This window comes from Skermanella mucosa, from assembly GCF_016765655.2.
Classification (GTDB): Bacteria; Pseudomonadota; Alphaproteobacteria; order Azospirillales; family Azospirillaceae; genus Skermanella; species Skermanella mucosa.
In genome coordinates this window covers 63,982-79,601 of sequence record NZ_CP086109.1, presented here as the reverse complement: position 1 = coordinate 79,601, position 15,620 = coordinate 63,982, and the positions used below count along the sequence as shown (strand labels likewise).

Annotated in this window: 13 protein-coding genes; 9 read left to right on the top strand and 4 right to left on the bottom strand. The window is 67.9% G+C overall.

Features of this window, described 5'->3' with window-relative positions:
- Positions 1-76: 76 nt before the first annotated feature.
- Both JL100_RS35225 and JL100_RS35220 read left to right on the top strand, forming a co-directional pair.
- The gene (locus JL100_RS35225; protein ID WP_202683807.1) at positions 77-541 is read left to right on the top strand and encodes a hypothetical protein; all 465 of its coding nucleotides are present in this window, start codon (positions 77-79) and stop codon (positions 539-541) included.
- Positions 542-670: 129 nt separating this feature from the next.
- Positions 671-1,381, top strand: coding sequence for an OBAP family protein (locus JL100_RS35220; RefSeq protein WP_228421815.1), 711 nt, complete (start codon positions 671-673; stop codon positions 1,379-1,381).
- Positions 1,382-1,429: 48 nt separating this feature from the next.
- On the opposite strand, the gene JL100_RS35215 is transcribed toward JL100_RS35220, so the two are convergent.
- Positions 1,430-1,912 carry a VOC family protein gene (locus JL100_RS35215; protein ID WP_202683805.1) on the bottom strand — a complete coding sequence of 161 codons (483 nt, stop codon included), beginning with the start codon at positions 1,910-1,912 and terminating at the stop codon, positions 1,430-1,432.
- A 134-nt stretch (positions 1,913-2,046) separates the two neighbouring features.
- Here JL100_RS35215 and JL100_RS35210 point away from each other — a divergent pair, with 134 nt between their 5' ends.
- The 5 genes from JL100_RS35210 (at position 2,047) to JL100_RS35190 (ending at position 5,368) form a co-directional block, all read left to right on the top strand.
- Positions 2,047-2,358: a hypothetical protein gene (locus JL100_RS35210; protein WP_202683804.1), complete on the top strand. Its 312-nt coding sequence runs from the start codon at positions 2,047-2,049 to the stop codon at positions 2,356-2,358.
- A gap of 211 nt (positions 2,359-2,569) precedes the next feature.
- Entirely contained in the window at positions 2,570-4,465 is a 1,896-nt protein-coding gene (locus tag JL100_RS35205; protein ID WP_202683872.1) for an acyl CoA:acetate/3-ketoacid CoA transferase, read from the top strand.
- A 50-nt stretch (positions 4,466-4,515) separates the two neighbouring features.
- The gene (locus JL100_RS35200; RefSeq protein WP_202683803.1) at positions 4,516-4,785 is read left to right on the top strand and encodes a BrnT family toxin; all 270 of its coding nucleotides are present in this window, start codon (positions 4,516-4,518) and stop codon (positions 4,783-4,785) included.
- Positions 4,760-5,131 (top strand): helix-turn-helix domain-containing protein, encoded by a 372-nt coding sequence (locus JL100_RS35195; RefSeq protein ID WP_202683802.1) that lies wholly within the window; start codon positions 4,760-4,762, stop codon positions 5,129-5,131. Before JL100_RS35200 ends, JL100_RS35195 begins: the two co-directional genes overlap by 26 nt.
- Before the next feature lie 120 nt (positions 5,132-5,251).
- The gene (locus tag JL100_RS35190) at positions 5,252-5,368 is read left to right on the top strand and encodes a twin-arginine translocation signal domain-containing protein (protein WP_228421813.1); all 117 of its coding nucleotides are present in this window, start codon (positions 5,252-5,254) and stop codon (positions 5,366-5,368) included.
- A gap of 57 nt (positions 5,369-5,425) precedes the next feature.
- Here JL100_RS35190 and JL100_RS35185 read toward each other — a convergent pair whose 3' ends face one another.
- Together JL100_RS35185 and JL100_RS35180 are read right to left on the bottom strand one after the other, a co-directional pair.
- A complete protein-coding gene (locus tag JL100_RS35185; RefSeq protein WP_202683801.1) occupies positions 5,426-7,312 on the bottom strand; it encodes a calcium-binding protein in 1,887 nt (628 codons plus the stop codon).
- Between the two features lie 304 nt (positions 7,313-7,616).
- The gene (locus JL100_RS35180) at positions 7,617-8,492 is read right to left on the bottom strand and encodes an aldose 1-epimerase family protein (RefSeq protein WP_202683800.1); all 876 of its coding nucleotides are present in this window, start codon (positions 8,490-8,492) and stop codon (positions 7,617-7,619) included.
- Positions 8,493-8,632: 140 nt separating this feature from the next.
- On the opposite strand from JL100_RS35180, the gene JL100_RS35175 reads away from it, so the two are divergent.
- Entirely contained in the window at positions 8,633-9,616 is a 984-nt protein-coding gene (locus JL100_RS35175; RefSeq protein ID WP_202683799.1) for an aldo/keto reductase, read from the top strand.
- Positions 9,617-9,654: 38 nt separating this feature from the next.
- Here JL100_RS35175 and JL100_RS35170 read toward each other — a convergent pair whose 3' ends face one another.
- A complete protein-coding gene (locus JL100_RS35170) occupies positions 9,655-13,449 on the bottom strand; it encodes a S8 family serine peptidase (RefSeq protein WP_202683798.1) in 3,795 nt (1,264 codons plus the stop codon).
- A gap of 426 nt (positions 13,450-13,875) precedes the next feature.
- Here JL100_RS35170 and JL100_RS35165 point away from each other — a divergent pair, with 426 nt between their 5' ends.
- On the top strand, positions 13,876-15,567 hold the full coding sequence (locus JL100_RS35165) for a pyrroloquinoline quinone-dependent dehydrogenase (RefSeq protein WP_202683797.1): 1,692 nt from the start codon (positions 13,876-13,878) through the stop codon (positions 15,565-15,567).
- Positions 15,568-15,620 lie beyond the last annotated feature (53 nt).

The following is a 15,620-nucleotide window of genomic DNA, read 5'->3' as shown; positions in this document are numbered from 1 at the left end:
TGGGAAAGTCAGCGCCGCCCGCGATCGGATACGGTCGCCCCGGCATCGCTCACCATAACCGGCAGAGGAGGGAGCCTTGCTGCCCGCCACCGCATCCCGCGTGGAGAACGCCACGTCCGAAGAATTCAACCGCCGCGTCGCCTCCGAAATCGAGGAGAGCGTGCGCTACCACGCCGAGCACCCGGGGCAGATCGGCCGCCGCCTCGAAGAGCTCGACCGCGAGTGGGACATCGAGCGCACGCTCGAGGCGAACGCGGCGACGCTCGCGCTGACGGGTACGTTGCTGGGGGCCTTCGTGGACCGCCGTTTCCTGGTCCTGCCCGCCGTCGTGACCGGCTTCCTGCTCCAGCACGCCCTCCAGGGCTGGTGCCCGCCGGTCCCGGTGTTTCGGCGCCTGGGCGTCCGCACCACGGCGGAGATCGACCGCGAGCGGTATGCCCTGAAGGCCCTGCGCGGCGACTTCGGACGGTACGATGCGATCTCCGCGAGCGCGGATCCGCGCCGACAAGCCGAGGCGGCGTTGAAGGCCGCCGCAACTTGAACCGGCCGCTCCAGCGCAAGACCGTAGCCTCCATGATCATCGGGATAGAAGGACTGAATCGTAGCAATGCAATTCCGACGAACCGTGCTGCCGCTCACGCTGATCGCAACGCTTGGCGCATGCACCGGGATGGGAACCGTAACGCCCTCCGTCGACCCCCTGGGCAGCGGCGAAAGCACGAAGACCAACGTGCTCGAGGCCGGCGCCGCAGCGCTGCAGAGCAGCGCGCCGCTCGGCGGGATGGACATTTACCTCGTCGGCTTCCATCCCATGAAGGACGACCCAAGCCACCAGATGGAGGCCCATCACTTCTGCCGACAGGTGAACGAGGACTTTGCGCAGTGCGCGCTCTTCGATGGCAATACCGCTGATGCCAACTTGAACGGAGTCGAGTACATCATCTCCGAGCGCCTGTTCGAGCAGTTGGAGCCTCGGGAGCGCCAGTATTGGCATCCTCACAACGGAGAGATCCTGTCCGGGCAGCTGGTCGCTCCAAACCTTCCCGGCTTGGCTGAGCACGAGTTGATGAAGGGCAAGATGAACAGCTACGGCAAGACATGGCACACATGGCAGTCCGAGAAGGGCACCCGGCCGGGGGACCGCATGCCCTATGGTCCTCCCATGCTGGCCTGGTCGTTCAACCGTGAGGGCGAGGCGCAGCCCGGGCTGGTCGAGAATCGGGACCGGGAGATGAACATCGCGACGGAAGAGATCCGGCGCAGCCGCCAGGACCTTGTCCCGGCGGCCCGCCCCCAGGAGGGGGTGGACGCCCTCAAGGGCAAGTTCCCCAGGCCGACACGGGAGATTCCCGGGGTCGTGGACAAGCGCTCGGCCCGGTAACGGCCCAGGAGACGTGGGCACCGCCGGAATGCGGGACCTGATCGGGCTTCATTCCAGCAGGCGGGCGATTTCGTCCTCCCCGATGTCGAGGCTTTCGGCGTTGATCTCGATCACGTTGCGGTCGGGATCGAGCAGGTAGATCTGGGGGAACCCGGCGGTCGCCGTGGGACTGACCTTGATGCCGTTCAGCGCGCCGGCGCCCGGGGTGCCCTCCTTCCGGTAGCCCCGGGCGATCAGGTGGAGCAGGGCGGCCCGGTAGCTCCGGACGCGGATGGCGAAATGGATGTCGCGCGCGTTGACCGGCTTGTCCTCCCGGAAGGTCGAGCCGGTGTCCTGGATCAGGTGGAGCTGGCCCGGGCCGAGGGAGAACCAGGCGCCCGGGAAATCGAAGTCCGGGCGGTCGATCCGCTCCAGGCCCAGGACATCCCGATAGAAGGCGGCGGAGCGCGCCGCGTCGCGGACGGGCAGGCTGACATGGTGAAGGGCTCCGGAAAGGGCGGGGGCGGTCGGTGCGTCTTCGTCCTGCGCCATTGCGGCGTCCTCCCTTGGCGGCATGCGTGACGGGGCTTCATTACCATGGTATTCGGCACCATGGTATTCGGCGCGGCCCGTCACCAGATGTCCTGAAGCGGCCGGTACACGGATGCGGGGCCGCGGGAGGTGAAATGATGCGCTCTCTGGTCGCCCTTTGTCTCGGTGCAATGCTGCTGGCCCCCCTGTCGGCCGAGGCGCGCGACAGGTCGCGGGCGGGTTCCGTCGTCGTGGCGCCGCCCGGATCGACGGTGATCATCATCCCTCCGGCGGGGCAGCGGCATTATCGGGGCCGGGTGGACCGCTTCGACCGGCAACGGCCCCTCTATGATCGGCGGCAATCCCAGTCCTTAGGCGCCCGGCGCTGGACGACGCCGGGCTTCAGCTCGGGATTCACCACGCCCGGTTTCGGATCAAGTTTCGGTTACCGGCACGGGAACAGGTAGCCTTCGGGCCGCAAGGTCGGTTTAAATTCCTCCCAAGGCACCAATGACATTTATGAAGGGTTGGTTGCTCGGCTGCGGCATGCCCGCCGGGGCCGTCCAGGACTCGGCAAATAAAAAACGACGGGGAGGATGTGCTATGGCGAAACAGATGACTCCCGGTTCTGCGGGCCATCCCCTTCTTGGCGGCGGGCCGTCGCCGTCGGGCGCGCCGATGGCTGCCCGGGGCAAGATCGTATCTGCGGAGGACGCCGTACGCCTGATCCGCGACGGCGCCACGGTGGCGACCGGCGGTTTCGTCGGAATCGGGTTCGCCGAGGCCATCGCGGTCGGGATCGAGCGCCATTTCCAGGCCCATGCCCGGCCGCGCGACCTGACGCTGGTCTATGCCGCCGGCCAGGGCGACGGCAAGGAGCGCGGGCTGAACCATCTGGGGCACGAGGGGCTGGTGCGAAGGGTGGTCGGCGGGCACTGGGGCCTGTGCCCGCGGCTCCAGAAGCTGGCGATCGACGGCAGCATCGAGGCCTACAACCTGCCGCAAGGCGTCATCTCCCACCTGTTCCGGGACATCGCGGCGGGCAAGCCCGGCTGCATCACGCGGGTCGGCCTGGACACCTTCGTCGATCCGCGCCACGGCGGCGGCAAGATCAACGACCGCACGACTGAGGATCTGGTCGAGCCGATCACTCTGCTGGGCCAGGATTACCTGTTCTACAAGGCCTTTCCGATCGATGTCGCCATCCTGCGCGGCACCACCGCCGATCCCGACGGCAACGTCACCATGGAGAAGGAGGCGCTGGTCCTGGAGGCGCTGGCCATCGCCACGGCGGCGCGCAACTCCGGCGGCGTGGTGATCGTTCAGGTCGAGCGCATCGCCGACCGCGGCAGCCTGGATGCGCGCAAAGTGCGCATCCCCGGCGTGATGGTGGACTGCATCGTGGTGGCGCCGCCCGATGAGCACTGGCAGACCTTCGCGACCCGCTACGATCCCGCTTTCGCCGGGGAGATCCGGGTGCCGATCGGCGACGTTCCGGTGATGGAGATGGGGCCGCGCAAGGTGATCGCCCGGCGGGCGGCGTTCGAGCTGCCGGCCAACGGCGTGGTCAACCTGGGCATCGGCATGCCGGAGGGTGTCGCCAGCGTCGCCAACGAGGAGCGGATGATCGAGTTCATCACGCTGACCACGGAGCCCGGGACGATCGGCGGCCTGCCGGCTGGCGGGCTGAATTTCGGCGCCGCCCGCAACATCCAGGCGCTGGTCGACCAGCCGGCCCAGTTCGACTTCTACGACGGGGGCGGGCTGGACGTGGCGTTTCTCGGCATGGCTCAGGTGGACCGGGCGGGAAACGTCAATGTCAGCAAGTTCGGCAGCCGGCTGGCCGGGGCGGGCGGCTTCATCAACATCAGCCAGAACGCCAAGAAGGTCGTCTTCCTCGGCACCTTCGCGGCCGGGGACGTGCCCAAGTTCGTCGAGGAGGTCGAGCACCGCACCTTCAGCGGCCGGCTGGCGGGCGAGCGCGGGCAGCCCGTGCTCTATGTCACGGAGCGCTGCGTCTTCCGCCTCTGCCCCGAGGGGCTGGTGCTGACCGAGATCGCCCCGGGCCTGGACCTGGAGCGGGACATCCTGGACCGGATGGCGTTCCGCCCGATCATCCGGGAGGAGCCGAAGCCGATGGATGGCCGCCTGTTCCGCACCCAGCCCATGCGCTACCGGGAGGAATGGCTGAGCCTGCCGCTGGAGTCCCGCTTCGTGCTGGACCCCAAGGCCGACCTGTTCTTCATCAACCTGGAGGGCTACGTGGTCCGCAGCCCGGACGAGGTGGCGAAGATCCGCCGCGCGGTCGAGAACCACCTGGCCCCGCTCGGCCGCAAGGTCCGCGCCATCGTCAACTACGACAACTTCGTGATCCTGCCGGAAGTGCTGGACGACTACACCGACATGGTCAAGGGGCTGATGGACCGCTTCTACAGCGACGTCAGCCGCTACACCACGAGCGCCTTCCTGCACATGAAGCTGGGCGACGCCCTGAGCCGCCGCGACGTCGCCCCACATATATACGAGAGCCGCGAGGAGGCGGAGAGCTTCCTGCAGGCGGCGGGCGGGAGCTGATCAGGATCATACGCCATTGACGCATATACGCCGTTGGCGCATGATGTATCATGTTCGAATGGGACGAAGCGAAGAGCGACAGATGTCTGCGTGAGCGGGGGTACAACTTCGCCTTCGCGTCCGGCATCTTCGACGGGCCGATCCTGGAATGGGACGATGACCGAAGGAATTATGGCGAGCGCCGGGTCGTCGCCGTCGGTCGGACTCAGGGATTTGTCCTCGTCGTCGTTTACACGCTGCGGGGTGACGTCCGGCGCATCATTTCATCATGGCCCGCGAAGAAGGAGATCCGCGATGTCTATCAGGCGCTTCACGGCTGAAGAGGCCCGGCGGCAGGCCCGTGCCGACCTGGACCGGCTCAAGGAAGCGTACGACGCGGACACGGGCGCCGCCGAGGAGGAAGCGGAGATCGAGCCTCTATCCGGGCCGGAGCTGATGGCCAAGATCGAGAGGGGAGAGGCGCGCACGAGCGTATCGATGGACGTGGCCGCGATCCGGGCGAAGACCGGCCTGTCCCAGGGACGGTTCGCGCGGACGTTCGATATCAGCGTAGCCACGCTGCGGAACTGGGAGCAATCGCGCCGCGTTCCTGAAGGTCCGGCGAGAACATTGCTCCGCATCATCGACCGGGAACCTGACGCAGCCATGCGCGCGCTCAAGGAGTAGGCGTCGAAGCACTTCCGTGTACCGACGCCATGCACCCGTCGAGACGGCGACAGGCCTCCTTCGCCAGCGTTACGATCCCTGGAAAACGGGTCGGATCGCGACTGCCGGAGGGAGAAGGCCATGGACCGCCTGGAATCCGTCACGACCGACGGTATCCCGCGGCGCGGGTTCCTGAAGGGGGCGGGGGGTGCCGCCGCGCTCGCCGGCCCGGCGTCAAGACCGTCGAGGACAGGATGAACGCGATCGACTACCGGGCCGAGGGACAGCTGTTCGATTGACGGGGGCGCGGACAGCTCAGAGCAGGAAGGCACCCCGGTCGACCGGAGCGCTGCCCGAGATCTGGATCTCGAAGTCAGGCTCGCCGTCGCCGGTCATGTCGGCCTGGACGAGCTGGAAACCGCCGAACTTGGACGACCTGAGCTGGCCGGCATCCCCGTCGAAGGATGCGCCGCCGATATAGGCGAAGGGCTGGTTGCCGCCCGACGTCGTGTCGGCGTCGATCCTCGTCAGGTCGATCCTGTCCAGGCCGCGGTTGAAATCCTGGATGCCGTCCCGCTCGCCCCAGCCGGGCTCGCTGTCGTCCGCCGACCGATAGATGAAGCGGTCGGCCCCGGCACCGCCGTAGAGTCGGTCCATGCCGGCCCCGCCGGTCAGGTCGTCGTCGCCGGCGCCGCCCTTCAGGATGTCCGTGCCGGCCCCGCCGTCGAGACCATCGTCGCCGTTGCCGCCGTACAGGTGGTCGTTGCCGGTGCCGCCGGAGAGTTCGTCGTTGCCGCCCATTCCGTGCAGCTTGTCCGGCCCGGCGCCGCCGCGCATCACGTTGGCAGCCCCGTTGCCCCAGCCCGTCGCCCCCGCGGTGGCGGTGATCGTGAGGTTCTCGACGAACGGCTTGAGGGTCCAGGTGATGGAGGACAGGACGGTGTCGGTGCCGTCCCCGTCGCGTTCCTCGACACGGTCGCCAGCATTGTCCACGGTGAAAGTATCGTCGCCGCTGCCGCCGAGCATCCTGTCGGCTCCGGTGCCGCCGTCGAGGGTGTCGTCGCCCGCGCCTCCGCTCAGGTAGTCCGCGCCGGCCGCGCCGGCCAGGATGTCGTCGCCGCCGTTGCCCACGAGCGTGTTGGCGGACCCGTTGCCGGTCAGGCGGTCGGAATAGGTCGACCCGATCACGTCGTCGATGCCGTTGAGACGGTCGTTGCCGCTTCCGCCGCTCGCCTCGCCCGCGGCGAGGTCGACGGTGACGGCCGACTTGACCCAGCCGTAGTTGACGAGGTTGCCGTCGGTGCCGCCGTCGAATTCGTCATCCGAATCGTTTCCGCTGAACCCGCCCGAGGCTGCGAGTTCTCCGTTTCCGTAGATCGAGCGGTCATAGTTCAGCCCGACTTCGCCGGCCGAGATGAAGTTGCCGGCGCCGATCTCGATCGATCCCTCGTAGGGAAGGTTGGGGAAGGTGATGCTGTCGCCGTCCCGGACCGCGCCGTCCAGCCACGCCGACGGATAGACGGAGTCGTACTCGGCCTGCTGGCCCGGCTGCTCGGTGACGAAGACGTTCTCCAGGGAGATCGGATACTTCCGGTCGTCGGGCTGGGCGAAGAAGTACAGCCAGGTCTCGTCGTCGCCGCCGGGCAGCTTCTTCATCTCGACGTTTTCGAGCGTGACGGACTTTATCGGGTTCTTGGGCTGGAGGAACAGGCCCTGGTAGGTGGTGGTGCCCGTGACGTTGTAGAACTTGAGATCGCCGGTGGGACCCTGGGGCTGGAAAATGTCGGCGTGGACCCCGGACCAGGTCCCCTGCACGTTCTCGATCAGGGAGTTCTGCAGGATGAAGTCGGCGTTCTTGCCTGCCGCGCTGTAGAAATTGATCGCGTCCTTGCCGTCGGCGTGCCGGTGGTCGATGTGGACGCCCTCGACGAAGACGGACCCGTTGACCTGGGTGAAGTTCAGGGTGCCGGCGGCGGAACTGTGGGATGTCGGCTCGAACTTGCCGCCGATCACGACGATGTTGTTCCCGCCGGTCGTCTGGAGCCGATCCAGTTCCCTCACCTCGTCCGAAGCGATGAAGAGCACGTCCTCGTCGCTGTCGAACGTCCACAGGGTCCTGGATCCCGTCTTGTCCAGGTCGATGACCGTGTGGTTCGGCTTGAGGACCGGGGCGTCCCAGAGTTTCGCGGGATTTGAAGGCATGAACGCACCTTTATGACGTCAGGGCATGGAGAAGGCGCCGGGAACCGGCAAGAAGGGACGACAGTCCAGCAGGGAATAAGGAGAAGTGACCGGCCCCGCCTTCAGCGGCAGTAAAGACGGGGCTCTCCGGACACCGGGAACATCGCTTCTTCTACGTTATTTTTTTCCGCTGATGCCCAGAACGTGTGCAGTTTCAATATTCTCAATACATCCCTGTTTTCAGTCTCCCCTTAGATAACTCCATTGCATAAATCCGGCTGAGTCATATTTCAGGCGGTAATGCGGCATTCAGGAGGCGGCGCTGTCACGAAAAGGTGACTCGGTAGCTCAGTTCCCGCTGACCGCCCGGCGGGATGCGCATGAGGCCGGGCTTGGCGGAGAAGGGACCGTCGAAGCCGGCCGGCGAGGCGAAGCCGTGCCAGGGCTCGATGCAGAGGAAATCGCCGCCCGGCTTCGACCACAGGCCGAGCTGCTCGAATCCGGACCATGAAACCTCGATCGCCGGCGCTCCCGGGGCGGAGTAGCGCACCGAGCGGCTCGCCGGATGGTCCAGGATCAGCGCGTCCTCGGCGAACAGGGAGGCGTCCAGGGGCAGCCGCCGGTTCCGGATCGGGGTGGGGAATGCCTCCGGCTTCAGCAGGCCGCCGTCGATCCGGCGCACCGGCGCGGGTTCGTCCGCGTCGAACTCGATCTCGTGGGCATCCTTGGGAATGCCGTCGGCGAGCGGCCAGCGGAACGCCGGGTGGGCGCCGAGCGAGGCCGGAAGCTCCTCCGGTCCCGGATTCGACACCAGGTGGCTGACCAGCAGGGAATCGCCGTCCAGCGCGTAGGTGACGTCGAGCCGGAAGGCGAAGGGATAGCGCCTGCGCGTCTCCGCATCGTCCGCCAGGGACAGCCGGCAGGAGTGCGGGCCATGATCGACCCAGGCGAAGCGGCGATCGCGGGCGAAGCCGTGCTGCGTCATCGGATAGTCCGTGCCGCAATGGGTCAGGCGGTCGCCCTTGAGCCGGCCGACGATGGGAAACAGCACCGGCGCGTGGCGCGGCCAGACCGGACCGGCCTGCCAGAGCAGCTCGCAGCCGTCAGCGGTCCCATCCGCGATGCGCAGCGAGCAGAGTTCGGCCCCGTCGGCCTTGATGACGGCGCTGACGCGCCCGTTGTCGATTTGGTGCCGATCCATGGTGGCGATCCCCCGCTTTGATGAACCCGATCAGGAAACTGGTCCATACGTATCGCCGAACGCGGGGCGTTGCGCCAGAGTGCGGCCCGAAGTTGTTCAGGTCCTGACGGGTGACCACGAAGCCTCTGAAAGGATCGATCATGGAGTATGTCAATCTCGGCCGGACCGGATTGAAAGTGTCGCGCCTGTGCCTGGGCTGCATGACCTATGGCGAGCCCGACAGGGGAACGCACCCGTGGACGCTGGGCGAGGAGCAGAGCCGGCCCTTCCTCCAGCGCGCGGTGGAACTGGGCATCAACTTCTTCGATACCGCCAACGTCTATTCGGCCGGATCGAGCGAGGAGATCGTCGGCCGGGCGCTGCGCGACTTCGCCAAGCGCGACGAGGTGGTGATCGCCACCAAGGTGCACGGCCCCATGCGCAAGGAGCCGAACGGCCGCGGCCTGTCGCGCAAGGCGATCATGACGGAGATCGACGCCAGCCTCCGCCGGCTGGGGACCGACTATGTCGACCTGTACCAGATCCACCGCTGGGACTATTCGACGCCGATCGAGGAGACGCTGGAGGCGCTCCACGACGTCGTGAAGGCCGGCAAGGCGCGCTATATCGGCGCATCCTCCATGTTCGCCTGGCAGTTCTGCAAGTCGCTCCACCTGGCCGACCGGCACCGCTTGACGCGCTTCGTCACGATGCAGGACCACTACAACCTGCTCTACCGGGAGGAGGAGCGCGAGATGCTGCCCCTGTGCCGGGAGGAGGGCATCGGCGTGATCCCGTGGAGCCCGCTGGCGCGCGGCCGGCTGACGCGGGAGTGGGAGGCCGAACCCACCCGGCGCACGGAGACGGACGAATTCGGCAAGACGCTCTACCGGGCGGCCGAGGACGCCGACCGGAAGGTGGTCGAGAGCGTGGGCCGGATCGCCAAGGCGCGCGGCATCCCGATGGCGCAGATCGCGCTGGCGTGGCTTCTGCACAAGCCCGCGGTCACGGCGCCGATCATCGGCGCCTCCAAGCCGCACCACCTGGAGGACGCCGTCGCGGCGCTCTCCGTCAAGCTGTCGCCGGAGGAGATCGCGGCGCTGGAGGAGCACTATGTGCCCCATCCGGTCGCCGGATTCTCCTGACGGTTTCCTGCGGCGATGCGAGCTGATCGGACGCGGCCTCAGACGAAAAGGAAGCCGGTATCGTCCAGCCTCAGGCTCGTCGGCACGTCCCGGAGGATCGCGACCAGTTCCCCGCGTGCCTCGTCGGTGTCGTGGATCAGGGCGGCGCTGAAGATGCCGCCCGACGGCGCGAAGAAATCCAGCCGGTAGAGATCAGCCGTGCCGGTCAGCTCGATCCTGTCGGCGGCGCTCCGGAAGTCGGTCAGGAGCGCGTAGTCGTTCTCGCCCGGCGTGGTCGCGTCCAGATCGTCGTAGAAGACGCGCTCGCCGTCGCCGAGCACGAACACGTCGCCGTCCGGCCCGCCGGTCATCACGTCCGTCTCCCCGGTGCCGAAGGTGCCGGCGACCGCGGCGGTCCCGACGAGCCTGTCGCCGCCGTCGCCGCCTTCGAGGGTGTCGTCGCCGGCGGCGCCCTGGAGGCGATCGTCGCCGCCGTCGCCCCGGATCGTGTCGTCGCCGGTACCGCCGTTCGCCACGTCCGTTCCGGCACCGCCCTCCAGGAGGTCGTCGCCATCGCCGCCCAGCATGCGGTCATCGCCCGAAGCGCCGCGCAGCGTGTCGTCGCCGGCTCCCCCGGCCAGGTCGTCCGATCCCTCGTCCCCGTCCAGGGTGTCGTCGCCTTCGTCGCCGCCGAGGGCGTCGTCCCCGCTGCCGCCGTCGAGCTGATCGTTTCCGGTCCCCCCGGCGAGCACGTCGTCGCCGGACCCGCCCGACAGCCGGTCGTTCCCGCCCAGGCCCTGGATCAGGTCGTCGCCCCCGCGGCCGTCGATGACGTCGCGCCGGTCCGTCCCGGACAGCAGGTCGTTCCCGTCCGTGCCGACCACCGGCTCGGGCATGAAGGCGTCGAAATTGACGATCCGGGATATCTCCTCGTCGCTCAGTCCGGCCAGCGCCCCCATGTCCGCGGAAGCGAGCACCGGCCCCTGCGCGAGCGCGGCGGCCTGGTCGGGGTTCTGCGACGCGAAATGCATGACGATCCTGGATTCGCCCGGGGCCAGGGTCAGGTCGTAGGTGAAATCGAGGAAGTCCTCGCTGATGGACGCCGATGACGGAGCCGGCGCGTCCGCGCTCCGGATCACGTGCAGGAGGGTGGGGTCCCCGGTGCCGTCCTGGTCGTCGCTCACGACCCACTGGTCCGCGGGGTCGAAAACCGCGTCGCCGCTCGACGTGCCGACGATGCCGGTTTCGAAGTCGGATCCGAAGTTGGTCACGATGTTGACCGCATGGGTCGCCGTGACGGCGCCGGTGTTCGTGACGACCTCCAGGAACCGCGCCCAGGACTGGTCGCCGGGAACGAAGATCTTCCGGGTGACGGAGATACCCTCCGATCCTTCCGGCGATCCCGGCCCGATGACGATCTCGCGTCCGTCCTCTTCCGTTTCGGCGGTCTCCTGGAACGGAAAGCCGCTCAGGGCCATGCCTCCGTCATAGGCGTCGGACGAGCCGTCGAGGATCGATCCGTCCTGCCAGATGTCCCACAGGAATCCGCCCCCGTCGAACAGCTCGACCGGGAGGGGGACCGCCGCGGGCTGGACGGGATCGTCCGCGCCATCTCCGCCCTGTTCCGCAGCGGCCATGACGGCTGCCATGACGGCGACGGCCGAAGCCGGCGTGGCGGCCGCGGCGGTTCCCAGGAAGGAAAAGGCCGGGTCGTCGAGCGTCAGGCCGCGATCGACCCTCTGGACCTGGCCGACCTTGTCGCCCCGCGCGGTGTCGCCCGGGTCGTGGATCAGGTCGGCCTTCAGAGTGCCGTCGGCCGCGCGGTAGAGATCGAGCACATGGTCGTCGCGCGTGCCGGTCAGTTCGATCCGGTCCTCGCCGTCGTCGAAATCCTCGATCCTGGCGTAGTCGTCCTCGCCCGTGGTCAGGGGATCGCCGTCCTCGTAGAAGGTGCCCTCCCCGGTCCCCAGCACGAACGTGTCGCTGCCGGAGCCGCCCGTCAGCCCGTCGATCTCGCCCCTGCCCGCCGAACCCGCCGAGGCGGGATCGGCGCCCACCAGCCTGTCGGCCCCGTCGCCGCCGTCGAGCGTGTCGTTCCCGACGCCGCCCGCGAGGAGGTCGGCCCCGGCGTCCCCCGACAGGGAATCGGCGTCGCCGCCGCCGTTCATCGCGTCGCTCCCGTCGCCCCCGGCGATCCGGTCGTCGCCGCCGCCGCCATCGATCAGGTCGTTTCCGCCGCCGCCGTCGACGGTGTCGCTGCCGGCCTCGCCGAGCACGCGGTCCGCGCCGTCGCCGCCGTCCAGCGTATCGTCGCCGGACCCGCCGAAGAGGGCGTCGGCTCCGTCATCGCCGAACGTCGTGTCGTCGCCTTCCTCGCCCAGGAGGTTGTCGTTCCCCGAGCCGCCGTGGATCGTGTCGTTGCCGGCGCCGGCGGCCGCGAGGTCCCTTCCGCCGCCCCCGAAGATCCGGTCCGATCCCCCGAGGCCCTGGATCGTGTCGTCGCCGTCCAATACCCGGATGATGTCGCGGCCCGCCGTCCCGGTCAGATCGTCGTCCTCGTCGGTGCCGGTGATCTCGACCGGGGGGCCGCTCGCGGCGAGCGCCGCGGCGGCGTTCAGGCGGCCGCCCGTGACGGTACGGCCCGCCAGGTCCGCCACCGGGTCGACGGTGTCCAGCAGGAGAGCCTTCAGCTCCCCGGTCGAGAGGTCGGGATTCCGGGACAGCAGGAGCGCCGCGGTTCCGCTGACATGGGGCGTGGCCATCGACGTGCCGCTCAGGTAGCCGTAGCCGCCCCCGGTGAAGGTGCTGTAGATGTTCTCGCCCGGGGCGCCCAGATCGACCGTCGTCGCCCCGTAGTTCGAGAACGAGGCCAGGGTGTCGGACGCGGTCGTCGCCGCGACGGAGACGATGTTGTCGAGGTCGAAGCTTGCCGGATAGGCCGGGAAGGAATCGTTGTCGCTGGTTTCGTTGCTGGCCGCCGCCACGAAAAGCTGGCCCTGTTCGCCCGCCAGCCTGACCGCGTCATGGACGCCCTGGGAAAAGTCGTAGCCGCTCCAGCTGTTGTTCGAGATGTCCGCCCCTTCCAGCGCCGCGTATTCGATCGCCTGGATGATGTCGAACTCGTTGCCGAAGCCCGCGGAGTCGAAGGCCTTGACCACCATGAGCCGGGCGTCCCAGGCGACGCCGGTCACGCCGACACCGTTGTCGCCTTCCGCCGCGATCGTGCCGGCGACATGGGTGCCGTGGAAATAGTCGTCGGTCGGGTCGGCGTCCTCGTTCACGAAGTCGTAGCCGCTGATGTCATCGACATAGCCGTTGCCGTCGTCGTCCACGCCGTTCCCGGCGATTTCGCCGGGATTGGACCAGATGTTGTCATCCAGGTCGGGATGCGGCAGCTCGATGCCGGTGTCTATCACCGCGACGACGGTGCCGGACCCGGTCTCCTGGTCCCACGCCTCCGGGGCGTCGATGTCGGCGTCGGCCACGCCGCCGTCCTGGCCCTGGTTGTCGAGGCCCCACAGCAGGCCGAAGTCCGGATCGTTCGGCACGGTCTGGGAAACGGAGTAGATGCGGTTCGCCTGCATGTACTCTATGGCGCCGCCGGGCGCCTGCCTGTCCAGCGCCTTGCCCAGGTCGAAACCGCTTCCGAGATCGAAGCCCTTGTCGGACGGGTCCTCCGGGAGCGACCAGCGTTCCAGCCCCAGGGTCGCCGTCGCCTCGACAAGCGTGGCGCCGAGGCTGTCCCTTGCCTGCTCGATTTCCTCCTGCGTGGCGTCGGGCGAGATTTTGACGATGATCTCGTCGGGAACGATATCGACCTGTCCGGCTTGTTCGCGGTCGTCGCGAATGATCATGAAGTGGTTCCCCCGAGGCGCCGCCCTTGAACGGCATTTCCTGACGATGCGAGTGGAGGGAGATGCGCCGTGGGATGAAAACGGATGCCGTTGGCGGCACAACTCCACATTGTGACAGTGCTTGCGGGCCGGCTGGGGGGTCAAGCAACCGGGGGTTATAGTCCAGATGGTCGCGCGGGGTGTCGCAAGACGGCACCGGGACCCGCCTGCCGGGGCGTTTCCCTGCGACAAGTGACGCTTCGGAATGCGCCACCTGTTCCAGATTACTTGCCGATATATTGGGGCGAAATATTATCAGCGCCCAAGATATGGTGCGGCTCCTCCTCCGTCCGCTGGCATCTCGGTTGCATTGTACCCAATCCGACCGGGGGCGGTGCCCAGCGCCGCCGGCCAGCGAAAAAATGACGATCCTTTCGGGAGGAAACCATGAAGCTGCACGGAGAACTGCGCAGGCGGACGGGCGTGGGGTTGTGGCTGCTCACCCTCGGCCTTGCCGTGATCGGCGGCGGCCCCGCGGCGCTGGCCCAGGCGCCGGCCCCGGGAACCGAGAACCCCGAGGACTGGCCGCAATACCACCGCACTTCCAACGCCTGGCGGTACAGCCCGCTGGACCAGATAGACAAGAGGACGGTCAAGGACCTGAAGGTCGCCTGGATCCACCAGCCCGGCGACATCACCATGGGGCTCCAGGCGACGCCGATCGTGGTCGACGGCGTGATGTACTATATCGGGCCGAACAACAACGTCTTCGCCCTGAACGCCGCGACCGGCGAGCAGATCTGGCACTACCAGCCCCAGATCGACCCGCTCGCCTACGAGAGCTTCTACGCCTCGGCCAGCCGCGGCGTCACCGTCGGCAACGGCAGGGTCTATATCGGGACCATGGACGGGCGCTTCGTCGCCGTGGACAGTCTGTCCGGAAAGGAGGTCTGGTCCACCCGGCTGGTCGACCAGGCCAAGTGTTCCGGCTGCCTGTTCTCCTCGCCCCCGGTGCTGGCCGGCGACGTGCTGGTCGGCGGCACGACCGGCGGCGACCAGCCACAGCGGGGCAAGATCTTCGCGGTCAACGCCGCGACCGGCGAGAAGGCCTGGACCTTCGACACGATCAAGCAGGGCGAGGAGAGCTGGCCGGGCGATACCGGCGACGTCGGCGGCGGCGGGGCCTGGATGCCCGGGACCTACGATCCCGTGTCCGACACGATCTTCATCGGCACCAGCAACGCGGCACCCGACTTCTACGGGGACGGGCGCAAGGGCGACAACCTGTACACCGCAAGCCTGCTGGCGCTCGATCCCAAGACCGGCAAGCTGAAATGGCACCGGCAGGAGATCCCGCACGACACCTGGGACTATGACAGCGCCTACGAGGCGCTGGTGGTGGAGGACGGCGGCCGGGAGCTGATCGTCCATCTCAACAAGAGCGGCTTCGTCTTCGTGATGGAGAAGGCGACCGGCGCCCTGGCCAATGTCTGGCCGCTCAGCGAGACCTACAATTTCGTCAAGACCATCGATCCCAGGACCGGCGAGCTGATCGACCGCCGCCCCCTGGAGTTCGGCAAGGAGAACCTGGTGTGCCCCTACCTGCTGGGCACGCGGAGCTGGAATCACGGCGCCTACAATCCCAAGACCGGACTCTGGTACACCAACGCCATGGAGGTCTGCCAGATCGCCGTCCCCGGCAAGCAGGACCCGTCCAAGCTGGGCATCGCCGGACTTTACCTGGGCGTCGACAAGCTGGAGGCGGTGCCGCCGCCGGGCCGCAAGGCCAGCGCCCGCCTGGATGCCCGCGACCCGATCACCGGCGAGCGGAAATGGACCGTGGACTATCCGATCCCCGGCCTGGGCAGCGTGCTGACCACCGGCGGCGGGCTGGTGTTCAACGGCGATCCGGAAGGAGTCGTCCGGGCCTATGACGCCGACGACGGTTCCGTGCTGTGGCAGTTCCGGACCGGGTCGGGCATCCGCAGCGGCCTGATCAGCTATGCCGTGAACGGCAAGCAGTACATCGCGGTCCCGAGCGGCTGGGGGTCGCTGGCCCCGGGCTTCATGGCCAGCGTGTTCCCGCGCGTGAAGGAGCTGCAGGGCGGGGCGGCGATGGTCGTCTTCGCGCTGGACTGAGAGCGGCAAGACCTTCCGCAGGACGGGCCGGCGCGTGGATCAGGGCGCCGGCC

Bases quoted from the DNA above. Each gene is read 5' to 3' on its own strand.
- JL100_RS35215 (WP_202683805.1), bottom strand. From the start codon at position 1,912: ATGGCGCAGGACGAAGACGCACCGACCGCCCCCGCCCTTTCCGGAGCC.
- JL100_RS35195 (WP_202683802.1), top strand. From the start codon at position 4,760: ATGTCTATCAGGCGCTTCACGGCTGAAGAGGCCCGGCGGCAGGCCCGT.
- JL100_RS35165 (WP_202683797.1), top strand. From the start codon at position 13,876: ATGAAGCTGCACGGAGAACTGCGCAGGCGGACGGGCGTGGGGTTGTGG.
- JL100_RS35205 (WP_202683872.1), top strand. From the start codon at position 2,570: ATGGCTGCCCGGGGCAAGATCGTATCTGCGGAGGACGCCGTACGCCTG.
- JL100_RS35180 (WP_202683800.1), bottom strand. From the start codon at position 8,492: ATGGATCGGCACCAAATCGACAACGGGCGCGTCAGCGCCGTCATCAAG.
- JL100_RS35220 (WP_228421815.1), top strand. From the start codon at position 671: ATGGGAACCGTAACGCCCTCCGTCGACCCCCTGGGCAGCGGCGAAAGC.
- JL100_RS35170 (WP_202683798.1), bottom strand. From the start codon at position 13,449: ATGATCATTCGCGACGACCGCGAACAAGCCGGACAGGTCGATATCGTT.
- JL100_RS35200 (WP_202683803.1), top strand. From the start codon at position 4,516: ATGTTCGAATGGGACGAAGCGAAGAGCGACAGATGTCTGCGTGAGCGG.
- JL100_RS35190 (WP_228421813.1), top strand. From the start codon at position 5,252: ATGGACCGCCTGGAATCCGTCACGACCGACGGTATCCCGCGGCGCGGG.
- JL100_RS35175 (WP_202683799.1), top strand. From the start codon at position 8,633: ATGGAGTATGTCAATCTCGGCCGGACCGGATTGAAAGTGTCGCGCCTG.
- JL100_RS35210 (WP_202683804.1), top strand. From the start codon at position 2,047: ATGATGCGCTCTCTGGTCGCCCTTTGTCTCGGTGCAATGCTGCTGGCC.
- JL100_RS35185 (WP_202683801.1), bottom strand. From the start codon at position 7,312: ATGCCTTCAAATCCCGCGAAACTCTGGGACGCCCCGGTCCTCAAGCCG.